The following is a 16945-nucleotide window of genomic DNA, read 5'->3' as shown; positions in this document are numbered from 1 at the left end:
AATTATGATAAAATAAAAATGGCTAAATATAACAGTTGGATATGAGGTCATAAATTATGAAGCTATCCTTGTATATGGATGATTTTGAGACTGAGAAAATCTTCTCCTATCTGAGATGGGTTTTTGCGGTTGCCGCTGTTCTAATGTTTTACTTTCCGCCTTTATCACAGCGTCTCGCCTTCAGCCATGCCACCTTTCCTTATTTGCTGGCAATGTCGATCGGTTATATGGCGATTGCCCAAATGGCTCTTTATCGTCTCTCCGAAGAAAAGGCCTACTTTCCAGTAATCGCTAAAACCGGAATTTTGTTCGACTTTGTGGCCTTTATTTGGCTGCTTGTCCTAGCGGGCGGGGCAGCAAGTCCTCTCTTTCCGATTGCCTTCCTTATCATTATGCATGCGACCATCTACTGGCGGACCAAAGGGGCAATCCTCTCCTCCCTCGCTATCAGTGCCGGATATTGTGCCGTTTTGTGGTCCGAGCCTGTGCATCCTTTTGATCTTCTGTTCCACTTTTTTGTCAGCCTTTGCTTTGTCTGGATTGTCGGCCTGCTCGGTTCCATGATTGTCATCCGGGAGCGGAAGCACATTAGACAAAAAGAATTCCTTCATGAACAAATGATTACCGATTACTTAACCGGACTCTATAACCATCGTTTCTTCCAGGAGCAGCTGAGGATACAGGCGGCCGGAAATAAGCCATTCATCCTGGTGATTGGGGATATCGATTATTTTAAGTGCGTGAACGATCTTTACGGACATATGATGGGGGATGAAGTGCTGAAAGGGATTGGCGGTTTGTTCAGGGAACTGGCTGGCAATTACGGCGGGCAGGCATTTCGCTACGGTGGTGAAGAATTCACTTTTCTGCTGCCGGATCTTGGGGAAGAAGGGCTGCAGGATTTTTTCCGAAACCTTTATGACCGGCTCGACCGGCCGGATGGGCCGTCGGGAAGCCTCAAAGTTACAATGAGCTTCGGGGCAGCACATAAGCAGCCTTATGACTCTGCTGACCAGCTTTTGTACAGTGCCGACCAGCTTTTATACACTGCGAAGAGCGAGGGCAAAAATCGGGCCTTGTTTGACAATGGTTCGTCTTATATCAACCGGAGGGAAATCGCTTTAAGGGAGATGGCAGCAGCCAGGGTGTAGCAGGAAATCACGGACTATTCCGGACCTTAATTCCCTTATAGGAGAGGCCTATTCCCAAATAAAAAAATTCCCTCACAGGGAGTTTTTTATTTTGAGCCCTTTTTATTTGTAAAGTACTGAAACTGGAAGGTATAGTGAGAATAGGATTTTTTGCCAAAGGCAAAGATAAAAATATAACATTTCATTGTCATACATAAGATGAACAAAAGAATGGATTCTGTGCTGGTGCCTATAGCCGGCCAGATGTACCTCCCGTAAGGAGGATGACGGCCTTGATCGAAGGCATGGTTAAAAGGAGGACGCTCATGGGAGTGATTTCGGAAGCAGTAAAAGAAATGAATGGCTACAAGCTTCATATTGTCAAAAGCGATAAATTCAAAACCAACACTATTGTATGGAAGATGAAAGCGCCGCTGAACAAGGAAGGTGTGACAAAGCGCGCGCTGCTGCCGCATGTCCTGCAAAGCAGTACAGCCGCCTATCCTACAACTGAAAAGCTGCGCTCTTACCTTGACGACTTGTATGGTGCCAATTTATTTGTCGATGTTGCCAAAAAAGGGGAATACCAGATCCTGTCCTTTTCCATTGAAATTGCCAATGAGAAGTTCCTTAGTGACCCGACTCCGTTGCTGTCCAAGGGGCTGGAGCTTCTGGCTGATATCCTTCTAAACCCGCTGGCCCAAAATGGTTCATTTGACAGCGAGACAGTGGAAAATGAAAAGCGGACGCTGAAACAGAGGATTCAATCTGTCTATGATGATAAAATGCGCTACTCCAGCCACCGCCTGGTGGAGGAAATGTGTGCCGGTGAGCCTTATGCTCTTCACGTGAACGGTGAACTCGATGATGTAGACAACATCACCGCCCAGGATTTATACAGCTATTATCAGCAGGCGTTTGCCCAGGATGAACTGGATTTGTATGTGATAGGAGATGTTGCTGAAGCAGAAGTGGAAGCAGCAGTGGCATCACTTTTTGACTTTGCTCCAAGAACGCCGCTTGAGGCCAACTTGCTGTCAGGGATCCGGAAGGAAGAAAAAGTGGTGAAGGAGCCGCAGGACGTCAAGCAGGGAAAGCTGAACATCGGCTTCAGGACGAATGTAAAATACGGCGATAAAGACTATTATGCCCTTCAGGTTTTTAACGGAATCTATGGCGGCTTTTCCCATTCCAAGCTATTTCACCATGTGCGGGAAAAAAACAGCCTGGCCTACTATGTGGCGAGCCGGCTTGAAAGCCATAAAGGGCTGATGATGGTCATGTCGGGAATTGAATTTGAAAATTTCCAACTTGCTGTCGACATCATTAAAGAACAAATGGAAGCGATGAAATCAGGAGACTTCAGCGAAGAAGAAATTCAGCAGACCAAAGCGGTGATTGAAAATCAAATGCTCGAAACCCTTGATACTGCCAGGGGGATAGTGGAGGTCATCTACCATAACGTGGTGTCGAAGGCCCATGTGCCGCTCGATCAATGGATGCAAAGCATGCAGCAGACCACAAAAGAAGACATCATCGCCGTTGCCAACAAGGTCAACCTTGATACCATTTACTTTTTAACCGGAATGGAGGCGGGGAAATAATGGAGAAGATTGCTTTTGAACAGCTGCAGGAAGAACTTTATTATGAAAAATTGGGCAATGGCCTCGATGTCTATATCCTTCCGAAAAAAGGCTTTAACAAGACATATGCAACTTTTACGACAAAGTATGGTTCCATTGATAACCATTTCAAGCCCTTTGGGAAAGAAGAGTATGTGAAGGTCCCGGATGGAATTGCCCACTTCCTTGAGCACAAGCTTTTTGAAAAGGAAGATGGCGACGTTTTCCAGCAATTCAGCCGGCAGGGCGCATCCGCCAATGCGTTTACATCGTTCACCCGGACTGCCTACTTATTTTCAAGCACCTCCCAGGTGGAGCAAAACCTTGAGACGCTGATGGATTTTGTCCAGGAGCCTTATTTTACCGAAAAGACGGTTGAGAAGGAAAAGGGTATCATTGGGCAGGAAATTACCATGTATGACGACAATCCGGACTGGCGCCTCTATTTCGGTGCCATCGAAAACATGTATAAAGAGCATCCGGTCCGCATCGATATTGCAGGGACGATCGAGTCGATTTCGCATATCACAAAAGACATGCTGTATGAATGCTATGAAACGTTCTACCACCCAAGCAATATGCTGCTGTTTGTTGTCGGGCCGGTTGATCCCAATGAGGTCATGAAGCAGATAAAAGAAAATCAGAGTAAAAAGGAATATACGGATAAACCGGAAATCCAGCGCCGGTTCGAGTCGGAGATCGAGGAAGTGGCACAAAAGAAGCAGGTATTGGAAATGAATGTCCAGACTTCGAAATGCCTCGTTGGAATCAAGGCGCCTTCTGGAGAGATGTCCGGCAAGGAGATGCTGAAATGGGAGCTTTCGGTCAATCTTATGCTGGATATTTTATTCGGCAAAAGTTCGCGCCATTACTCGGAGCTGTATAGCGAGGGCTTGATTGATGATTCCTTCTCCTATGATTATACCCAGGAGCAGGGTTTTGGCTTCGCCATGGTCGGAGGCGATACCCCTGATGCCGGGAAGCTTGCCGAGAATCTGACGGCCATGCTGCTTGCTGCCAAAACAGGCACCAATTTTACCGAAGAAAACCTTGGCAGGGCAACAAAGAAAAAAATCGGAAATTTCCTGAGGGCCATCAATTCGCCTGAATATATTGCCAACCAGTTTACCCGCTATGCCTTTAATGAAATGGACTTGTTCGATGTTGTCCCGATGCTTGAAAGCATAAAATTGGACGACATCAGGCAGGCTGCCTCCAGCCTTATTGATGAAAAGAGGTTCACGGTCTGCCAGGTAGTCCCTAAAAAATAAGAATGAAGGCGCCGGTTCATTTGCCGGCGCTTTTTTAATATGAAACAGGGGAGAAAAGATGAAAAAATTTATACTCATAACCGGTGCGAGCGGCGCGATTGGCCAGGCCATTGCCTTCAGGCTGGCGGAGGAGGGATATTCGCTGTACTTGCATTACCACTCCAATCATCAAGGGGCTCAAAGCTTGCTCCAGCGGCTAGAGGGGTTTGGCGGGGAGTATATCCCTGTGCAGGCGGACCTGTCTGAGCGCGGAGGCTATAAAAAGCTGGCTTCGCAAATCTATAGCCTGGATGCCATCATCCATAATGCAGGGAATGCACTATATGGCTTGCTGCAGGACCTTGAAGAACCTGATGCAGAGAAGCTGCTGCAGGTACATGTGACATCGCCTATGCTGCTGACAAAGGAGCTGCTGCCTAAAATGCTGTCAAAAAAAAGCGGCAGCATCGTGGTTATTTCTTCGATTTGGGGGCAGACGGGCGCAGCCTATGAGGTGGCCTATTCAACAGCGAAGGGAGCTCAGCTGGCCTTCGTCAAAGCGTTAAGCAAAGAGCTTGCCCCCTCTGGAATCAGGGTGAATGCCATTGCCCCGGGTGCTATCGAAACGCCGATGCTCTCGGACTTTTCTCCGGATGAACTTGCCGTGCTGAAAGAAGAGATTCCGCTGTCCCGCCTCGGCCAGCCCGAGGATATTGCCAATGGAGCCCTGTTTTTGCTTTCCGGGCAGGCTGGCTACATAACCGGTCAGACCCTTTCCATCAATGGCGGCTGGCATGTTTAGGAATACTTTCTGCCAAAAGCAATTTTTACGATTTTGTGGCCGTGTATATTTTCCCCCCAGCTAAAGCACACTATTTTTGAACACTTTAAAAGGAGGTTCACACTATGTCTGTTTTGGATAACTGGGGACAATGGAAAGAATTTTTGGGCAGCCGTCTTGACCAGGCGCAAAGCCAGGGAATGAGCAATGGAGTCATCTCTGATATTGCGTATCAGGTTGGGGATTATCTGGCTAAAAATGTAGACCCGAAGAATGAGCAGGAAAAGGTCCTTGCTGATCTTTGGTCTGTGGCCAGTCCCGAAGAGCAGCATGCAATTGCCAATATGATGGTCAAACTAGTCCAAAATAATGGCTGAGTAAAATCCAATAGAAGGAGAGGGGCTATGTGCCTCTCTTTTTTTAGGTTTATGGAAGGGAGCATCATAAGCCACCCCTGAATGGAAAGCAAAAAACGCCTTCTATTCAGGTGCGTCTTACGCCTGTCGGAGCTGGCAAGGCGCCTCCGCTTTTCTATTCCTTTTTCTTTCATCTTCCAATAAAATCATATATTATAGAAACAAAGAATACGGCTAGGAGCCGGGGACAAGCCTGGCTGGACAAAAACGGGTGATGGAGGGTTTTGATGGAGAAGAAAGAGTGGTATTTAGAATATGAAATTCAGATTAACCGTCCTGGCTTGCTGGGCGACATCTCTTCGCTCCTCGGGATGCTTGCCATCAACATCGTTACCATCAATGGAATTGACGAAGGGCGCCGGGGTTTGTTGATCCTTGCCAAAAATGATGAACAAATCGTCAGGCTGGAGTCAATCCTAAATACAATGGATACCATAAAGGTAATTAAACTGCGCGAGCCAAAACTTCGTGACCGAATGGCGGTCCGCCATGGCCGTTATATCCAGAGAGACGCGGATGATAAAAAAACTTTCCGCTTCGTACGGGATGAGCTTGGACTCCTGGTCGATTTTATGGCAGAATTGTTTAAGCAGGAAGGACACAAGCTGATTGGCATCAGAGGCATGCCAAGAGTGGGCAAAACTGAGTCAGTGGTGGCTGCGAGTGTCTGTGCCAACAAACGGTGGCTGTTTGTTTCCTCCACCCTTCTCAAGCAGACAATCCGCAACCAGCTGATTGATGATGAGTACCATACAGACAACCTGTATATCATCGATGGAATCGTTTCGACGCGCCGGGCCAATGAGCGCCACTGGCAGCTTGTCAGGGAAATCATGCGCATGCCATCCGTCAAGGTGGTGGAGCATCCCGATATATTTGTGCAGAATACGGAATATACAATCAACGATTTTGATTATATTATCGAGCTCCGACACGAACAAGGCGAGGAAATAGTGTACGATATGGTCCAGCAAAACCATATGTTTACGGATTCGGATTTCGGAGGGTTCGATTTTTAATTGTATTGGAAGGTGTTATCGTGACAGAATTAGGAGTCCGTTTAAAAGAAGCAAGAGAAGCGAGAGGGCTTAGCCTGGAACAGCTTCAAAACTTGACCAAAATCCAGAAACGATATCTCATCGGAATTGAAGAAGGCAACTATTCGATGATGCCCGGCAAATTTTACGTCAGGGCATTTATTAAGCAATACGCCGAGGCAGTAGGCCTGGATCCGGAAGAAATATTTGAGCAATACAAAGACGAAATACCTGCTACATACAGTGATGACCTGCCGGAACAGCTTTCACGCGTACAGTCCCGGAAAAGCATGTCCCCTGGAAAGTCCAAGGTTCTGGATTTGCTTCCGAAAGTACTTGTCGGCATTGCTCTAGCCGCCTTTGTCGTCTTTGTATGGTACCTTGTCGTCCAAAAGGCCGGAGGCGGAGGAGACGAATCAGGTTCCGAGGGCAACAACCCTGTCATTATCGAAGAGCCGGAGAATGCAGGCACCAATGATAATGGCGAAGATGGCGGTACGGAAGAAGAAGCCGCAAATGACAAAGAGCAGGAAACGGAAGAAAATGCAGAAAATGAAGAAGGTGCCGAAGAAGAACAGCCGGCCCAGGAGCTTTCTGTCGTCAATACCAGCGGCAGACAGGCTACATACGAACTTAAAAATGCCGATAAGTTCGAGCTGACTGTGAATTCAACCGGTGCAACCTGGGTAGACATCCGCAATGGTGAGGGGAAATCCGTCTTCCAGGGCACATTAAAATCGGACGGAACAAACAGCCAGAAATTCGATTTCACGAATCAGCCTGGAGCCACGGTAATCGTAGGATTCGTACCGGATACGGAGATCCTGGTCAATGGCGAAAAGCTGGAGTTCCCTTCGGACAGCACCAGGCAGGACATTACGATCCGTTATATTAAAGGCGAATAATAGTCATCGCTTTAGGTGACTATTTTTTCGCTTGCTTCATGTTCTCGCGATGAAAAAGACCATCATGGCGCAGACATATTTTGTTTGGAGGATGTCAAATGAATATACCTAATAAAATTACTGTATCCAGAATTCTTCTTATCCCTATTTTTCTGATTGTGATGCTTGCCCCCTTGAATTGGGGAGAAGTCACTTTCCTGGGAGCAACCATGCCGGCAACCCATTTGGCCGGGGCGCTGATTTTCATTTTCGCCTCGACTACTGATTGGGTGGACGGCTACTATGCCCGTAAATACAATCTTGTTACGAACCTGGGGAAGTTCCTTGATCCTCTCGCTGATAAACTGCTTGTGTCTGCAGCACTGATCGTTCTTGTGGAACTGAACATGGCTCCCTCCTGGATTGTCATTGTCATCATCTTCAGGGAATTTGCCGTTACCGGTCTTCGGGCCATTCTGGCAGAAGGCGGGGAAGTGGTTGCGGCCAACAATCTTGGCAAAATAAAAACATGGACGCAGATCATCGCGATTTCCGCCCTGCTGCTCCACAACATCATTTTTGAAATGATCTCATTGCCGTTTGACGATATTGCCCTTTGGGTCGCCATGTTCTTTACCGTATGGTCAGGCTGGGATTATTTTATTAAAAACAAAGCAGTATTCAAGAACTCCAAATAATGGATTATTAGGCGGGTGGAAAAATGAATGCAGAAATTATTGCAGTCGGCTCCGAGCTGCTGCTGGGTCAAATTACCAATACAAACGCCCGTTTCTTGTCAGCGCAGCTGGCGGCAATTGGTGTGAACGTTTATCACCATACAGTGGTCGGAGACAATCCCGACCGTTTAAAAAGGGCGCTTGAGATTGCCGAAGAAAGGTCTAGCCTGATTATTTTTACAGGCGGACTCGGTCCGACCAAGGATGATCTGACGAAGGAAACAATCGCGAAGCATCTGGGAACCTCCCTTGAAATGGACGAGTCAGCCATGCAGTCGATACAATCCTATTTCAGCAGGGCAAACCGGAAGATGACAGAGAACAACCGCAAGCAGGCGCTTGTCCTTAAAGGCTCACATGTGCTGCCTAACGAGAATGGAATGGCGCCAGGGATGTTCCTGGCTGCCGGCCGGCATTATTACATGCTTCTTCCTGGGCCTCCATTCGAAATGGAGCCGATGTTTGCCAAGTATGGCATCCCTGCCATTGCCGCAAAAATGGACACCCAGGCAAAAATTGTCTCCCGGGTGCTGCGCTTCTTCGGAATTGGCGAGGCTGCCCTTGAAGCGCAGCTCGAGGATTTGATAGAGGCGCAGAGCAATCCAACCATTGCACCGCTCGCCGGCGAATCCGAGGTAACTATCCGCCTTACAGCTGGAAATGCTACGGAAGAAGGAGCAATTCAGCTGATTGATGAGGTTGAGGCAAAAATCCTCAGCCGGGTGGGCCAGTTTTTCTACGGCTATGATGATACATCGCTCATGAAAGAGCTCTTCAAGCTTTTAAAAGAAAAGAACCTGACTGTCGCAGCGGCCGAGAGCCTGACAGGAGGCCTGTTCCAGGAGCAGCTGACCGTGATTCCAGGCGCAAGCTCGGTGTTTAAAGGTGGAGTGGTGTGTTATTCGAATGAAGCGAAAGTGAAGCTGGTGCACGTTCGTGAGGAGACTCTTGCGGAACACGGAGCAGTTAGTGCAGAATGTGCCCGCGAGCTTGCCGAGAATGCTGCCAGCCTTCTGGGCGCAGATGCCGGCATCAGTTTTACCGGAGTTGCGGGGCCTGAAGCCCTTGAAGGCCACCCGCCCGGTACGGTCTTCGTCGGGCTCTTCATAAAGGGGCAGCCAGCGCTGGCCGAGAAACTGATGCTAGCAGGCACCCGCGAAATTAACCGGATACGGACCGTCAAACACGGCGCTAGCCTGCTGATTCAGGCACTGAAATATTGATAGAAAAACTTGATAATATCCCTGGCTCCCGGGAAGAGCCGGGGATATTTTTTTGGAGATCATTGTGATAGAGGCTGCGATTGGGTGATGGTGGACCATTAATAGGTAATAAGAGTGAAACGCGTCCTCCATGGAGGGGGTGGAGGACCTTTTTGTTTGGATATGAGTGGAAGAGGTCGTCCATAGGGGTGATGGAGGCCCATTCTGGTAGGATATTAGTGTAAGAGGTCGTCCATAGAGAAGATGGTTGCCCTTTTTTAAGGATCCAGTCAAGAAATGGTCCTCCATCCCTCTTCAGCACTGTTGCAGTGCACTGCGGAATAATCAGACAATAGCCGAAAAGCTAGTTTCAAAGGATAGCAGAACAGGGTATTCATTTAAAATTCAACCCGAAAATTCAATTTCATCAAAAACTTACCATCCAAAATAAACGAATGGATGTTCGATTTTTTGCTCGACAAACGGAAAAAAAACAGGTATATTAATGATAGTGATTTAATAGTTTATCGTTCTGGTATATAGCCAGACCGTTTTATAATAAAGGAGGAAATTGAGTGAGCGATCGTCAAGCTGCTTTAGAAATGGCGTTAAAGCAAATAGAAAAACAATTTGGTAAAGGCTCAATTATGAAGCTGGGTGAGCAGGCAGAACGCAGGGTCTCGACTTCACCGAGCGGTTCGCTTGCATTGGATGTGGCATTGGGAATCGGCGGTTATCCGCGCGGCCGTGTCATTGAAATTTACGGTCCGGAGAGTTCGGGTAAAACGACTGTGGCCCTGCATGCCATTGCCGAAATTCAGGCCCAGGGAGGCCAGGCAGCATTCATTGATGCCGAGCACGCACTAGACCCTGTTTATGCTCAAAAACTGGGTGTCAATATTGATGAGTTGCTGCTCTCCCAGCCGGATACAGGCGAACAGGCTTTGGAAATTGCTGAAGCACTTGTCCGAAGCGGAGCCGTTGACATTTTGGTTGTCGACTCGGTAGCTGCACTAGTTCCAAAAGCAGAGATTGAAGGGGAAATGGGAGACTCACACGTCGGCCTCCAGGCCCGCCTGATGTCCCAGGCATTGCGCAAGCTGTCCGGTGCCACCAACAAATCCAAGACCATTGCCATTTTCATTAACCAGATTCGTGAGAAGATTGGAGTTATGTTTGGAAACCCCGAGACAACTCCAGGTGGACGCGCGCTGAAATTCTATTCCAGTGTCCGTCTTGAAGTGCGCCGTGCGGAAACATTGAAGCAGGGCAATGAAATGGTCGGAAACAAGACCAAAATCAAAGTCGTCAAAAACAAGGTTGCTCCTCCATTCCGTGTAGCGGAAGTTGATATCATGTACGGAGAAGGCATCTCCAAGGAAGGCGAAATCATCGATATGGCCTCCGAACTGGACATCGTCCAGAAGAGCGGTTCCTGGTATTCCTATAATAATGAGCGTGTTGGCCAGGGTCGCGAGAACGCGAAGCTGTTCCTGAAAGAGAACCATTCCCTTCTTCTGGAAATTCAGCAGAAGATTCGTGACCATTATGCCCTTGACGGCGAGAAAGTGATTACGGAGAATGAGGACGAAAAAGATCAGGAAGAATTTGAGCTTTAATTCTGGAAAAAAAGCAAAGCCGAACGCCGGCTTTGCTTTTCTTGTACATAAGTTGGGTTCTCCTGGAAGTGAAACTGCCGCTATCATCTGACAAACCCTTGACAATGAAAATAGGCAGCTTTACAATTAAAAATGTATATTTTTACTTTTTATAGTAATAAAAACGTTTAAAAGCCATTGCGCTGTATGTTGATGTTAGTTGACAATATACATGCCGACACTTTAAAAAACGTAACAAAAGTTCATAGCAAGAGGAGGTGAAAATGATGGAATTCATAATAATCATCTCCATTTTGCTTGGCCTAATCATCGGTGCAGTTGTTGGCTATTTTTATCGAAAATCCGTTGCAGAAGCAAAAATTGCCGGGGCAAAAAATGCGGCAGAACAGATTCTTGAAGATGCTAAGCGGGATGCGGAGGCATTGAAAAAAGAGGCCCTGCTTGAAGCAAAGGATGACATTCACAAACTTCGCACGGAAGCTGAACGTGAAGTCCGCGAGCGAAGAAATGAACTTCAAAAACAAGAAAATCGTTTACTGCAAAAGGAGGAGAATCTTGACCGGAAGGATGAATCGTTGAATAAACGCGAAATCCTTTTGGAGAAGAAAGATGACTCTCTAACCCAAAGACAACAGCATATTGAAAAAATGGAAAGCAAAGTGGACGAGATGGTACGCGCACAGCAATCCGAGTTAGAGCGAATCTCTAGCTTAACGCGTGAAGAAGCAAAATCCATCATTTTAGAACGTACGGAGCAAGAGCTTGCTCACGACATCGCTGTCATGATCAAAGAAAACGAAAACAGGGCGAAGGAAGAGTCTGATAAGAAAGCGAAGGAGCTATTATCCCTGGCTATCCAGCGCTGCGCAGCGGACCATGTTGCTGAAACAACAGTTTCCGTTGTCAATCTTCCTAACGACGAGATGAAGGGACGTATCATCGGACGTGAGGGACGGAACATCCGGACACTGGAAACACTGACTGGAATCGACTTGATTATCGATGATACGCCAGAAGCCGTTATTCTTTCCGGTTTCGACCCAATCCGCCGGGAAACGGCAAGGCTCGCACTTGATAAGCTTGTTCAGGATGGACGTATCCACCCTGCAAGAATCGAGGAAATGGTTGAAAAAGCACGCCGTGAAGTGGATGAGCATATCCGTGAAGTCGGTGAACAAACGACTTTCGAAGTGGGTGTCCATGGGCTTCATCCTGATTTGATCAAAATACTTGGACGTTTGAAATATCGTACAAGCTATGGCCAAAATGTCCTCAAACACTCCATGGAAGTCGCCCAGCTCTCAGGCCTCCTGGCTGCCGAGCTAGGTGAGGATGCGACCCTTGCAAGGCGTGCAGGCTTATTGCATGACATCGGCAAGGCAATTGACCATGAGGTTGAAGGCAGCCATGTTGAAATCGGTGTAGAGCTTGCGACCAAGTACAAGGAGCATCCTGTTGTCATCAACAGCATTGCCTCCCATCATGGCGATACTGAACCGACTTCCATCATTGCTGTCCTGGTGGCTGCTGCCGATGCCTTATCAGCCGCGCGTCCAGGTGCCCGCAGTGAAGCGCTTGAAAACTATATTCGCCGCCTTGAACGACTGGAAGAGATCTCCGAATCCTATGAAGGTGTGGAGAAATCATTTGCCATTCAGGCCGGCCGCGAAATCCGGATCATCGTCAAGCCAGACCAAATTGATGATCTCCAGGCCCACCGCCTGGCTCGGGATATCCGCAAAAAAATCGAGGACGAACTCGATTATCCAGGCCATATCAAAGTCACTGTCATTCGTGAAACACGGGCAGTTGAGTATGCAAAATAAAGCGGTGCATTTGCACCGCTTTTTTAATTATGGAAGAATGTTCATCTTAAAGGTGAGGAATCATTTAAATAACCTAAATAGATAGGGTGGAAATAATGAGGATTTTATTTATCGGGGACGTTGTTGGGTCCCCTGGCCGAGATATGGTGAAGCAATACTTGTCGAAGCTGAAAGAGAAGTACCGGCCGACCATTACCATCATCAATGGCGAAAACGCTGCTAGCGGCAAGGGCATCAACGAGAAGATTTACCGACAGTTCCTTGAATGGGGGGCTCAGGCTGTCACGCTTGGTAATCATGCTTGGGATAAGAAGGAGATTTTTGATTTTATTGATGATGCCAAATATCTTGTCCGGCCAGCGAACTTTCCGGCAGAGGTTCCAGGGAAGGGAATTGTCTATCTAAAAGTGAATCAGGATGAAGTGGCAATTATCAATCTGCAGGGAAGAACGTTCCTGCCGCCGATTGACTGTCCATTTAAAAAAGCGGATGAACTGATTGCGGAAGCCAGAGAGCGCACGCCCATCATATTTGTTGATTTCCATGCAGAGGCGACAAGCGAAAAGCAGGCGATGGGCTGGTATTTGGACGGCAGGGTAACGGCAGTGGTGGGAACGCACACCCACGTCCAGACAGCAGATGAACGCATTTTGCCTGGAGGGACAGCCTACCTTTCGGATGTGGGGATGACAGGTCCCTATGAGGGCATCCTGGGAATGGAGAGAGAGGCTGTTATAAAGCGATTCCTAACTTCATTGCCTGTAAGGTTCGAAGTGAGCGAAACAGGCCGCAATCAGCTGTCAGGGGCCGTAATAGACCTTGACAGCAAGACAGGCAAAGCAAAGAAGATTCAAAGAGTGCTCATCAGCGATGATCACCCGTTTTTCGGTTAGTCGACTTCTGCAGAGAAATCATAGATATTGGGAAGATACTCATGCGAGGCTTGCAATTCTTTTTTTCTCTATCTCCTTTTTTGGGCCTGTGCTGCATACAGGCGCAAGTCCATGAATATAGTAGAGTGGAACAAACTTATCCTGGGTGTGAGCTTGCATTCGGGTTTGGGGAGAAAATAAGGAGGAGCTAGGAATGGAAATATTAAAAGTTTCAGCAAAATCTAATCCTAATTCTGTAGCTGGTGCGCTTGCTGGAGTGCTGCGTGAAAGAGGGGCAGCCGAAATCCAGGCAATCGGTGCGGGTGCATTGAATCAGGCTGTCAAGGCAGTAGCGATCGCAAGAGGATTTGTAGCGCCTAGCGGAGTCGATTTGATTTGCATCCCGGCCTTTACCGATATTCTGATTGATGGGGAAGAACGAACCGCCATCAAGCTGATTATTGAGCCCAGATAGTCTGCCGGAAAAAAGTCACAAAGTAGAAACCATTCGTTTGCAGTCGCTTTCGAATGGTTTTTTTTGCGTTGAGAAGCATGGAGCCGCGGCTCGCCAGGCTGTCAAGGATATTGTTATTTTGGAATAACAACCTAGAGGGGAAGAATTCACAAATTGGCTGCTTTCAGGTGAAAAATGATAGCAAAATTACGGTTTCTAATATACAGCTCATTGTGTAAAAAAGAATTTTAATAATAAATCTAAAAAATAAAAAAATATACGTATTTTGGTCAATATTTCCCTTGAAAGGGTTGCAATTTTTGGTGCATAGGTCTAGAATTGAAAGCGTTTAGTATTGGTCCAAGTAGAGGTTTTAATACAATAAATGTTGGGTAAGTCTAGTGATTTACTTGGAAAAATGCTACAATTTATGAAAGAAACATAATTACATATTTTTTTCGTACCTAAAGGGGTGTAAGAGATGATCAATCAACTTTCATGGAAAGTTGGAGGACAGCAGGGAGAAGGAATAGAAAGTACTGGAGAGATTTTTTCGATTGCATTAAACCGGCTTGGCTACTATTTGTATGGATACCGCCATTTTTCTTCAAGGATTAAAGGTGGACATACAAATAACAAGATCCGTGTCAGCACAACGCAGGTCCGCTCCATTTCCGATGATTTGGACATCCTCGTTGCTTTTGACCAAGAGACCATTGATGTGAACTACAAAGAGCTTCACGAAAATGGTGTCATCATGGCAGACACGAAATTCGACCCTAAAAAGCCGGAAGATACACAAGCTTCTTTGTATGCGGTTCCATTCACAGAAATCGCAACCGAGCTTGGCACATCTCTAATGAAAAACATGGTTGCCATCGGTGCAACAAGCGCTGTTTTGGACCTTGATATTAAAGTATTTGAAGAAGTCGTACAGGAAATCTTCGGACGCAAAGGGCAGCAGGTTGTCGACAAGAATATGGAAGCAATTCAGGCTGGCTATGATCATATGAAAGAAAAGCTTGGCGAAAAAGTTGGAGCTATGCAGCTTGACAAGGCAGATGGCCAGAAGCGTCTGTTCATGATCGGAAACGATGCTATCGCTCTTGGCGCCATGGCTGGAGGCTGCCGTTTCATGGCTGCCTACCCAATTACCCCGGCTTCGGAAATCATGGAATATCTGATCAAAAAGCTTCCTGCAGTTGGCGGTACTGTCATTCAGACGGAAGACGAAATTGCTGCCGTTACGATGGCGATTGGTGCAAACTATGGCGGTGTCCGTGCCCTTACTGCTTCTGCTGGCCCTGGTTTATCTCTTAAGATGGAAGCTATTGGCCTTTCCGGGATTACGGAAACTCCTTTGGTAATTGTAGATACTCAGCGCGGTGGTCCTTCAACAGGATTGCCGACAAAACAGGAACAGTCCGATCTGATGGCGATGATTTATGGAACACATGGTGAAATTCCAAAGATTGTCATGGCTCCAAGCACGGTCCAGGAAGCCTTCTATGATACGGCCGAAGCCTTCAACCTTGCGGAGGAATATCAGTGCCCGGTCATCGTTCTTACAGACCTTCAGCTCTCACTCGGAAAGCAGACAGTTGAGCCGCTTGAGTTTGACAAGGTGGAAATCCGCCGCGGAAAACTGCAGTCAGGAGACCTTCCTGAAATTGAAAATAAAGGATACTTCAAGCGCTATGAAGTAACAGAAGACGGTGTATCACCGCGCGTGATTCCAGGAATGAAGAATGGTATCCATCATGTGACCGGTGTTGAGCATGAGGAGACAGGAAAACCTTCCGAATCTGCAGCCAACCGTATCGCACAGATGGATAAGCGCATGCGCAAGATCGAAAATATCAAATTTAATAATCCAGTCCATAAGAACGCTCCGCATGAGGAAGCAGACCTTCTGATCGTTGGTTTCAACTCGACAAGAGGCGCGATTGAGGAAGCGATGGGCCGACTAGAGCAAGATGGAATTAAAGTAAACCATGCTCAAGTTCGTTTGATCCATCCATTCCCGGTTGATGAAATCCTTCCGCTTGTCCAATCGGCTAAAAAGGTTGCCATCATTGAAAACAATGCAACAGGTCAGCTGGCAAACATCCTGAAGATGAACGTCGGAAGCCATGGGAAGATCAACAAAATCCTAAAGTACGACGGAAATCCTTTCTTGCCGCATGAAATCCACACGAAATGCAAGGAGTTGTTCTAAATGGCCACTTTTAAAGACTTTCGTAATAATGTAAAACCAAACTGGTGCCCAGGCTGCGGCGACTTCTCTGTACAGGCAGCCATGCAGCGGGCAGCTGCCAATGTCGGGCTTGAACCTGAGAATTTGGCTGTTGTATCCGGAATCGGCTGTTCCGGCCGTATTTCAGGATATATCAATTCTTACGGGTTCCATGGAATCCATGGCCGCTCCCTGCCAATCGCGCAAGGTGTCAAAATGGCCAACCGCGATTTGACGGTTATCGCTTCCGGAGGAGACGGAGATGGGTTTGCAATTGGAATGGGACATACCATCCATGCGATCCGCAGGAATATTGATATCACTTATATTGTTATGGATAACCAGATTTACGGTCTTACAAAAGGACAGACCTCTCCGCGTTCTGCGGCTGGTTTTAAAACAAAGTCCACTCCGCAAGGTTCGATTGAGCAGGCGATTTCCCCTATGGAGATGGCTCTTACGGCAGGCGCAACCTTCGTGGCTCAAAGCTTTTCAACGGACCTTAAGGATCTGACGGCCCTGATTGAAGCAGGAATCAAGCATAAAGGATTCTCGCTGATCAACGTGTTCAGTCCATGTGTTACGTACAACAAGGTCAACACATATGACTGGTTTAAGGAAAACCTGACAAAGCTGAGCGATGTTGAAGGATATGATCCATCCAGCCGCGAATTGGCAATGCAGACATTGATGAAGCATGATGGACTTGTTACTGGGTTGATCTACCAGAACACCGAGCGCAAATCGTATCAGGAAATGATCAATGGCTATTCTGAAACGCCGCTTGCCAATGCAGACCTTACGCTTGACCAGGAATACTTCGATAAATTGACAGCGGAATTTGTTTAAGTTGCAAAGCCCCAATCATTTGATTGGGGC

At 47.2% G+C, this 16945-nt stretch carries 15 protein-coding genes; all 15 read left to right on the top strand.

Annotated features, from left to right (window positions below; translation table 11 throughout):
- The first annotated feature begins 56 nt into the window (after positions 1-56).
- The 15 genes from WQ57_RS25635 to WQ57_RS02220 all read left to right on the top strand — a co-directional run bounded on the left by WQ57_RS25635 (position 57) and on the right by WQ57_RS02220 (position 16915).
- On the top strand, positions 57-1151 hold the full coding sequence (locus tag WQ57_RS25635; protein ID WP_052948628.1) for a GGDEF domain-containing protein: 1095 nt from the start codon (positions 57-59) through the stop codon (positions 1149-1151).
- Between the two features lie 305 nt (positions 1152-1456).
- Positions 1457-2734: an EF-P 5-aminopentanol modification-associated protein YfmF gene (gene yfmF / locus WQ57_RS02285; protein ID WP_046522284.1), complete on the top strand. Its 1278-nt coding sequence runs from the start codon at positions 1457-1459 to the stop codon at positions 2732-2734.
- Positions 2734-4023 (top strand): EF-P 5-aminopentanol modification-associated protein YfmH, encoded by a 1290-nt coding sequence (gene yfmH, locus WQ57_RS02280; protein WP_046522111.1) that lies wholly within the window; start codon positions 2734-2736, stop codon positions 4021-4023. Before yfmF ends, yfmH begins: the two co-directional genes overlap by 1 nt.
- A 58-nt stretch (positions 4024-4081) precedes the next feature.
- Positions 4082-4804 carry an elongation factor P 5-aminopentanone reductase gene (gene ymfI / locus WQ57_RS02275; RefSeq protein WP_046522110.1) on the top strand — a complete coding sequence of 241 codons (723 nt, stop codon included), beginning with the start codon at positions 4082-4084 and terminating at the stop codon, positions 4802-4804.
- A 104-nt stretch (positions 4805-4908) separates the two neighbouring features.
- The gene (locus tag WQ57_RS02270) at positions 4909-5160 is read left to right on the top strand and encodes a DUF3243 domain-containing protein (protein ID WP_046522109.1); all 252 of its coding nucleotides are present in this window, start codon (positions 4909-4911) and stop codon (positions 5158-5160) included.
- Between the two features lie 266 nt (positions 5161-5426).
- Entirely contained in the window at positions 5427-6218 is a 792-nt protein-coding gene (locus tag WQ57_RS02265; RefSeq protein WP_046522108.1) for a DUF3388 domain-containing protein, read from the top strand.
- Between the two features lie 20 nt (positions 6219-6238).
- Positions 6239-7141 carry a helix-turn-helix domain-containing protein gene (locus WQ57_RS02260; RefSeq protein WP_046522107.1) on the top strand — a complete coding sequence of 301 codons (903 nt, stop codon included), beginning with the start codon at positions 6239-6241 and terminating at the stop codon, positions 7139-7141.
- Between the two features lie 98 nt (positions 7142-7239).
- Positions 7240-7818 carry a CDP-diacylglycerol--glycerol-3-phosphate 3-phosphatidyltransferase gene (gene pgsA / locus WQ57_RS02255; RefSeq protein WP_046522106.1) on the top strand — a complete coding sequence of 193 codons (579 nt, stop codon included), beginning with the start codon at positions 7240-7242 and terminating at the stop codon, positions 7816-7818.
- Between the two features lie 23 nt (positions 7819-7841).
- Positions 7842-9080, top strand: coding sequence for a competence/damage-inducible protein A (locus WQ57_RS02250; protein WP_046522105.1), 1239 nt, complete (start codon positions 7842-7844; stop codon positions 9078-9080).
- Positions 9081-9634: 554 nt separating this feature from the next.
- Positions 9635-10678, top strand: coding sequence for a recombinase RecA (recA, locus tag WQ57_RS02245; RefSeq protein ID WP_046522104.1), 1044 nt, complete (start codon positions 9635-9637; stop codon positions 10676-10678).
- Between the two features lie 266 nt (positions 10679-10944).
- Positions 10945-12504: a ribonuclease Y gene (rny, locus tag WQ57_RS02240; RefSeq protein WP_046522103.1), complete on the top strand. Its 1560-nt coding sequence runs from the start codon at positions 10945-10947 to the stop codon at positions 12502-12504.
- A gap of 95 nt (positions 12505-12599) precedes the next feature.
- Positions 12600-13397: a TIGR00282 family metallophosphoesterase gene (locus WQ57_RS02235; protein ID WP_046522102.1), complete on the top strand. Its 798-nt coding sequence runs from the start codon at positions 12600-12602 to the stop codon at positions 13395-13397.
- Positions 13398-13590: 193 nt separating this feature from the next.
- Positions 13591-13851, top strand: coding sequence for a stage V sporulation protein SpoVS (gene spoVS / locus WQ57_RS02230; RefSeq protein WP_029281188.1), 261 nt, complete (start codon positions 13591-13593; stop codon positions 13849-13851).
- 460 nt (positions 13852-14311) lie between these two features.
- The gene (locus tag WQ57_RS02225) at positions 14312-16048 is read left to right on the top strand and encodes a 2-oxoacid:acceptor oxidoreductase subunit alpha (RefSeq protein ID WP_046522101.1); all 1737 of its coding nucleotides are present in this window, start codon (positions 14312-14314) and stop codon (positions 16046-16048) included.
- A complete protein-coding gene (locus WQ57_RS02220) occupies positions 16049-16915 on the top strand; it encodes a 2-oxoacid:ferredoxin oxidoreductase subunit beta (protein ID WP_046522100.1) in 867 nt (288 codons plus the stop codon).
- The last annotated feature ends 30 nt before the right edge of the window (positions 16916-16945 follow it).

Source organism: Mesobacillus campisalis (assembly GCF_000986785.1).
GTDB classification, from domain to species: Bacteria; Bacillota; Bacilli; order Bacillales; family Cytobacillaceae; genus Mesobacillus_B; species Mesobacillus_B campisalis.
Note: the sequence above shows the minus strand (reverse complement) of the source record. Positions and strands in the feature narration are given on the sequence as shown.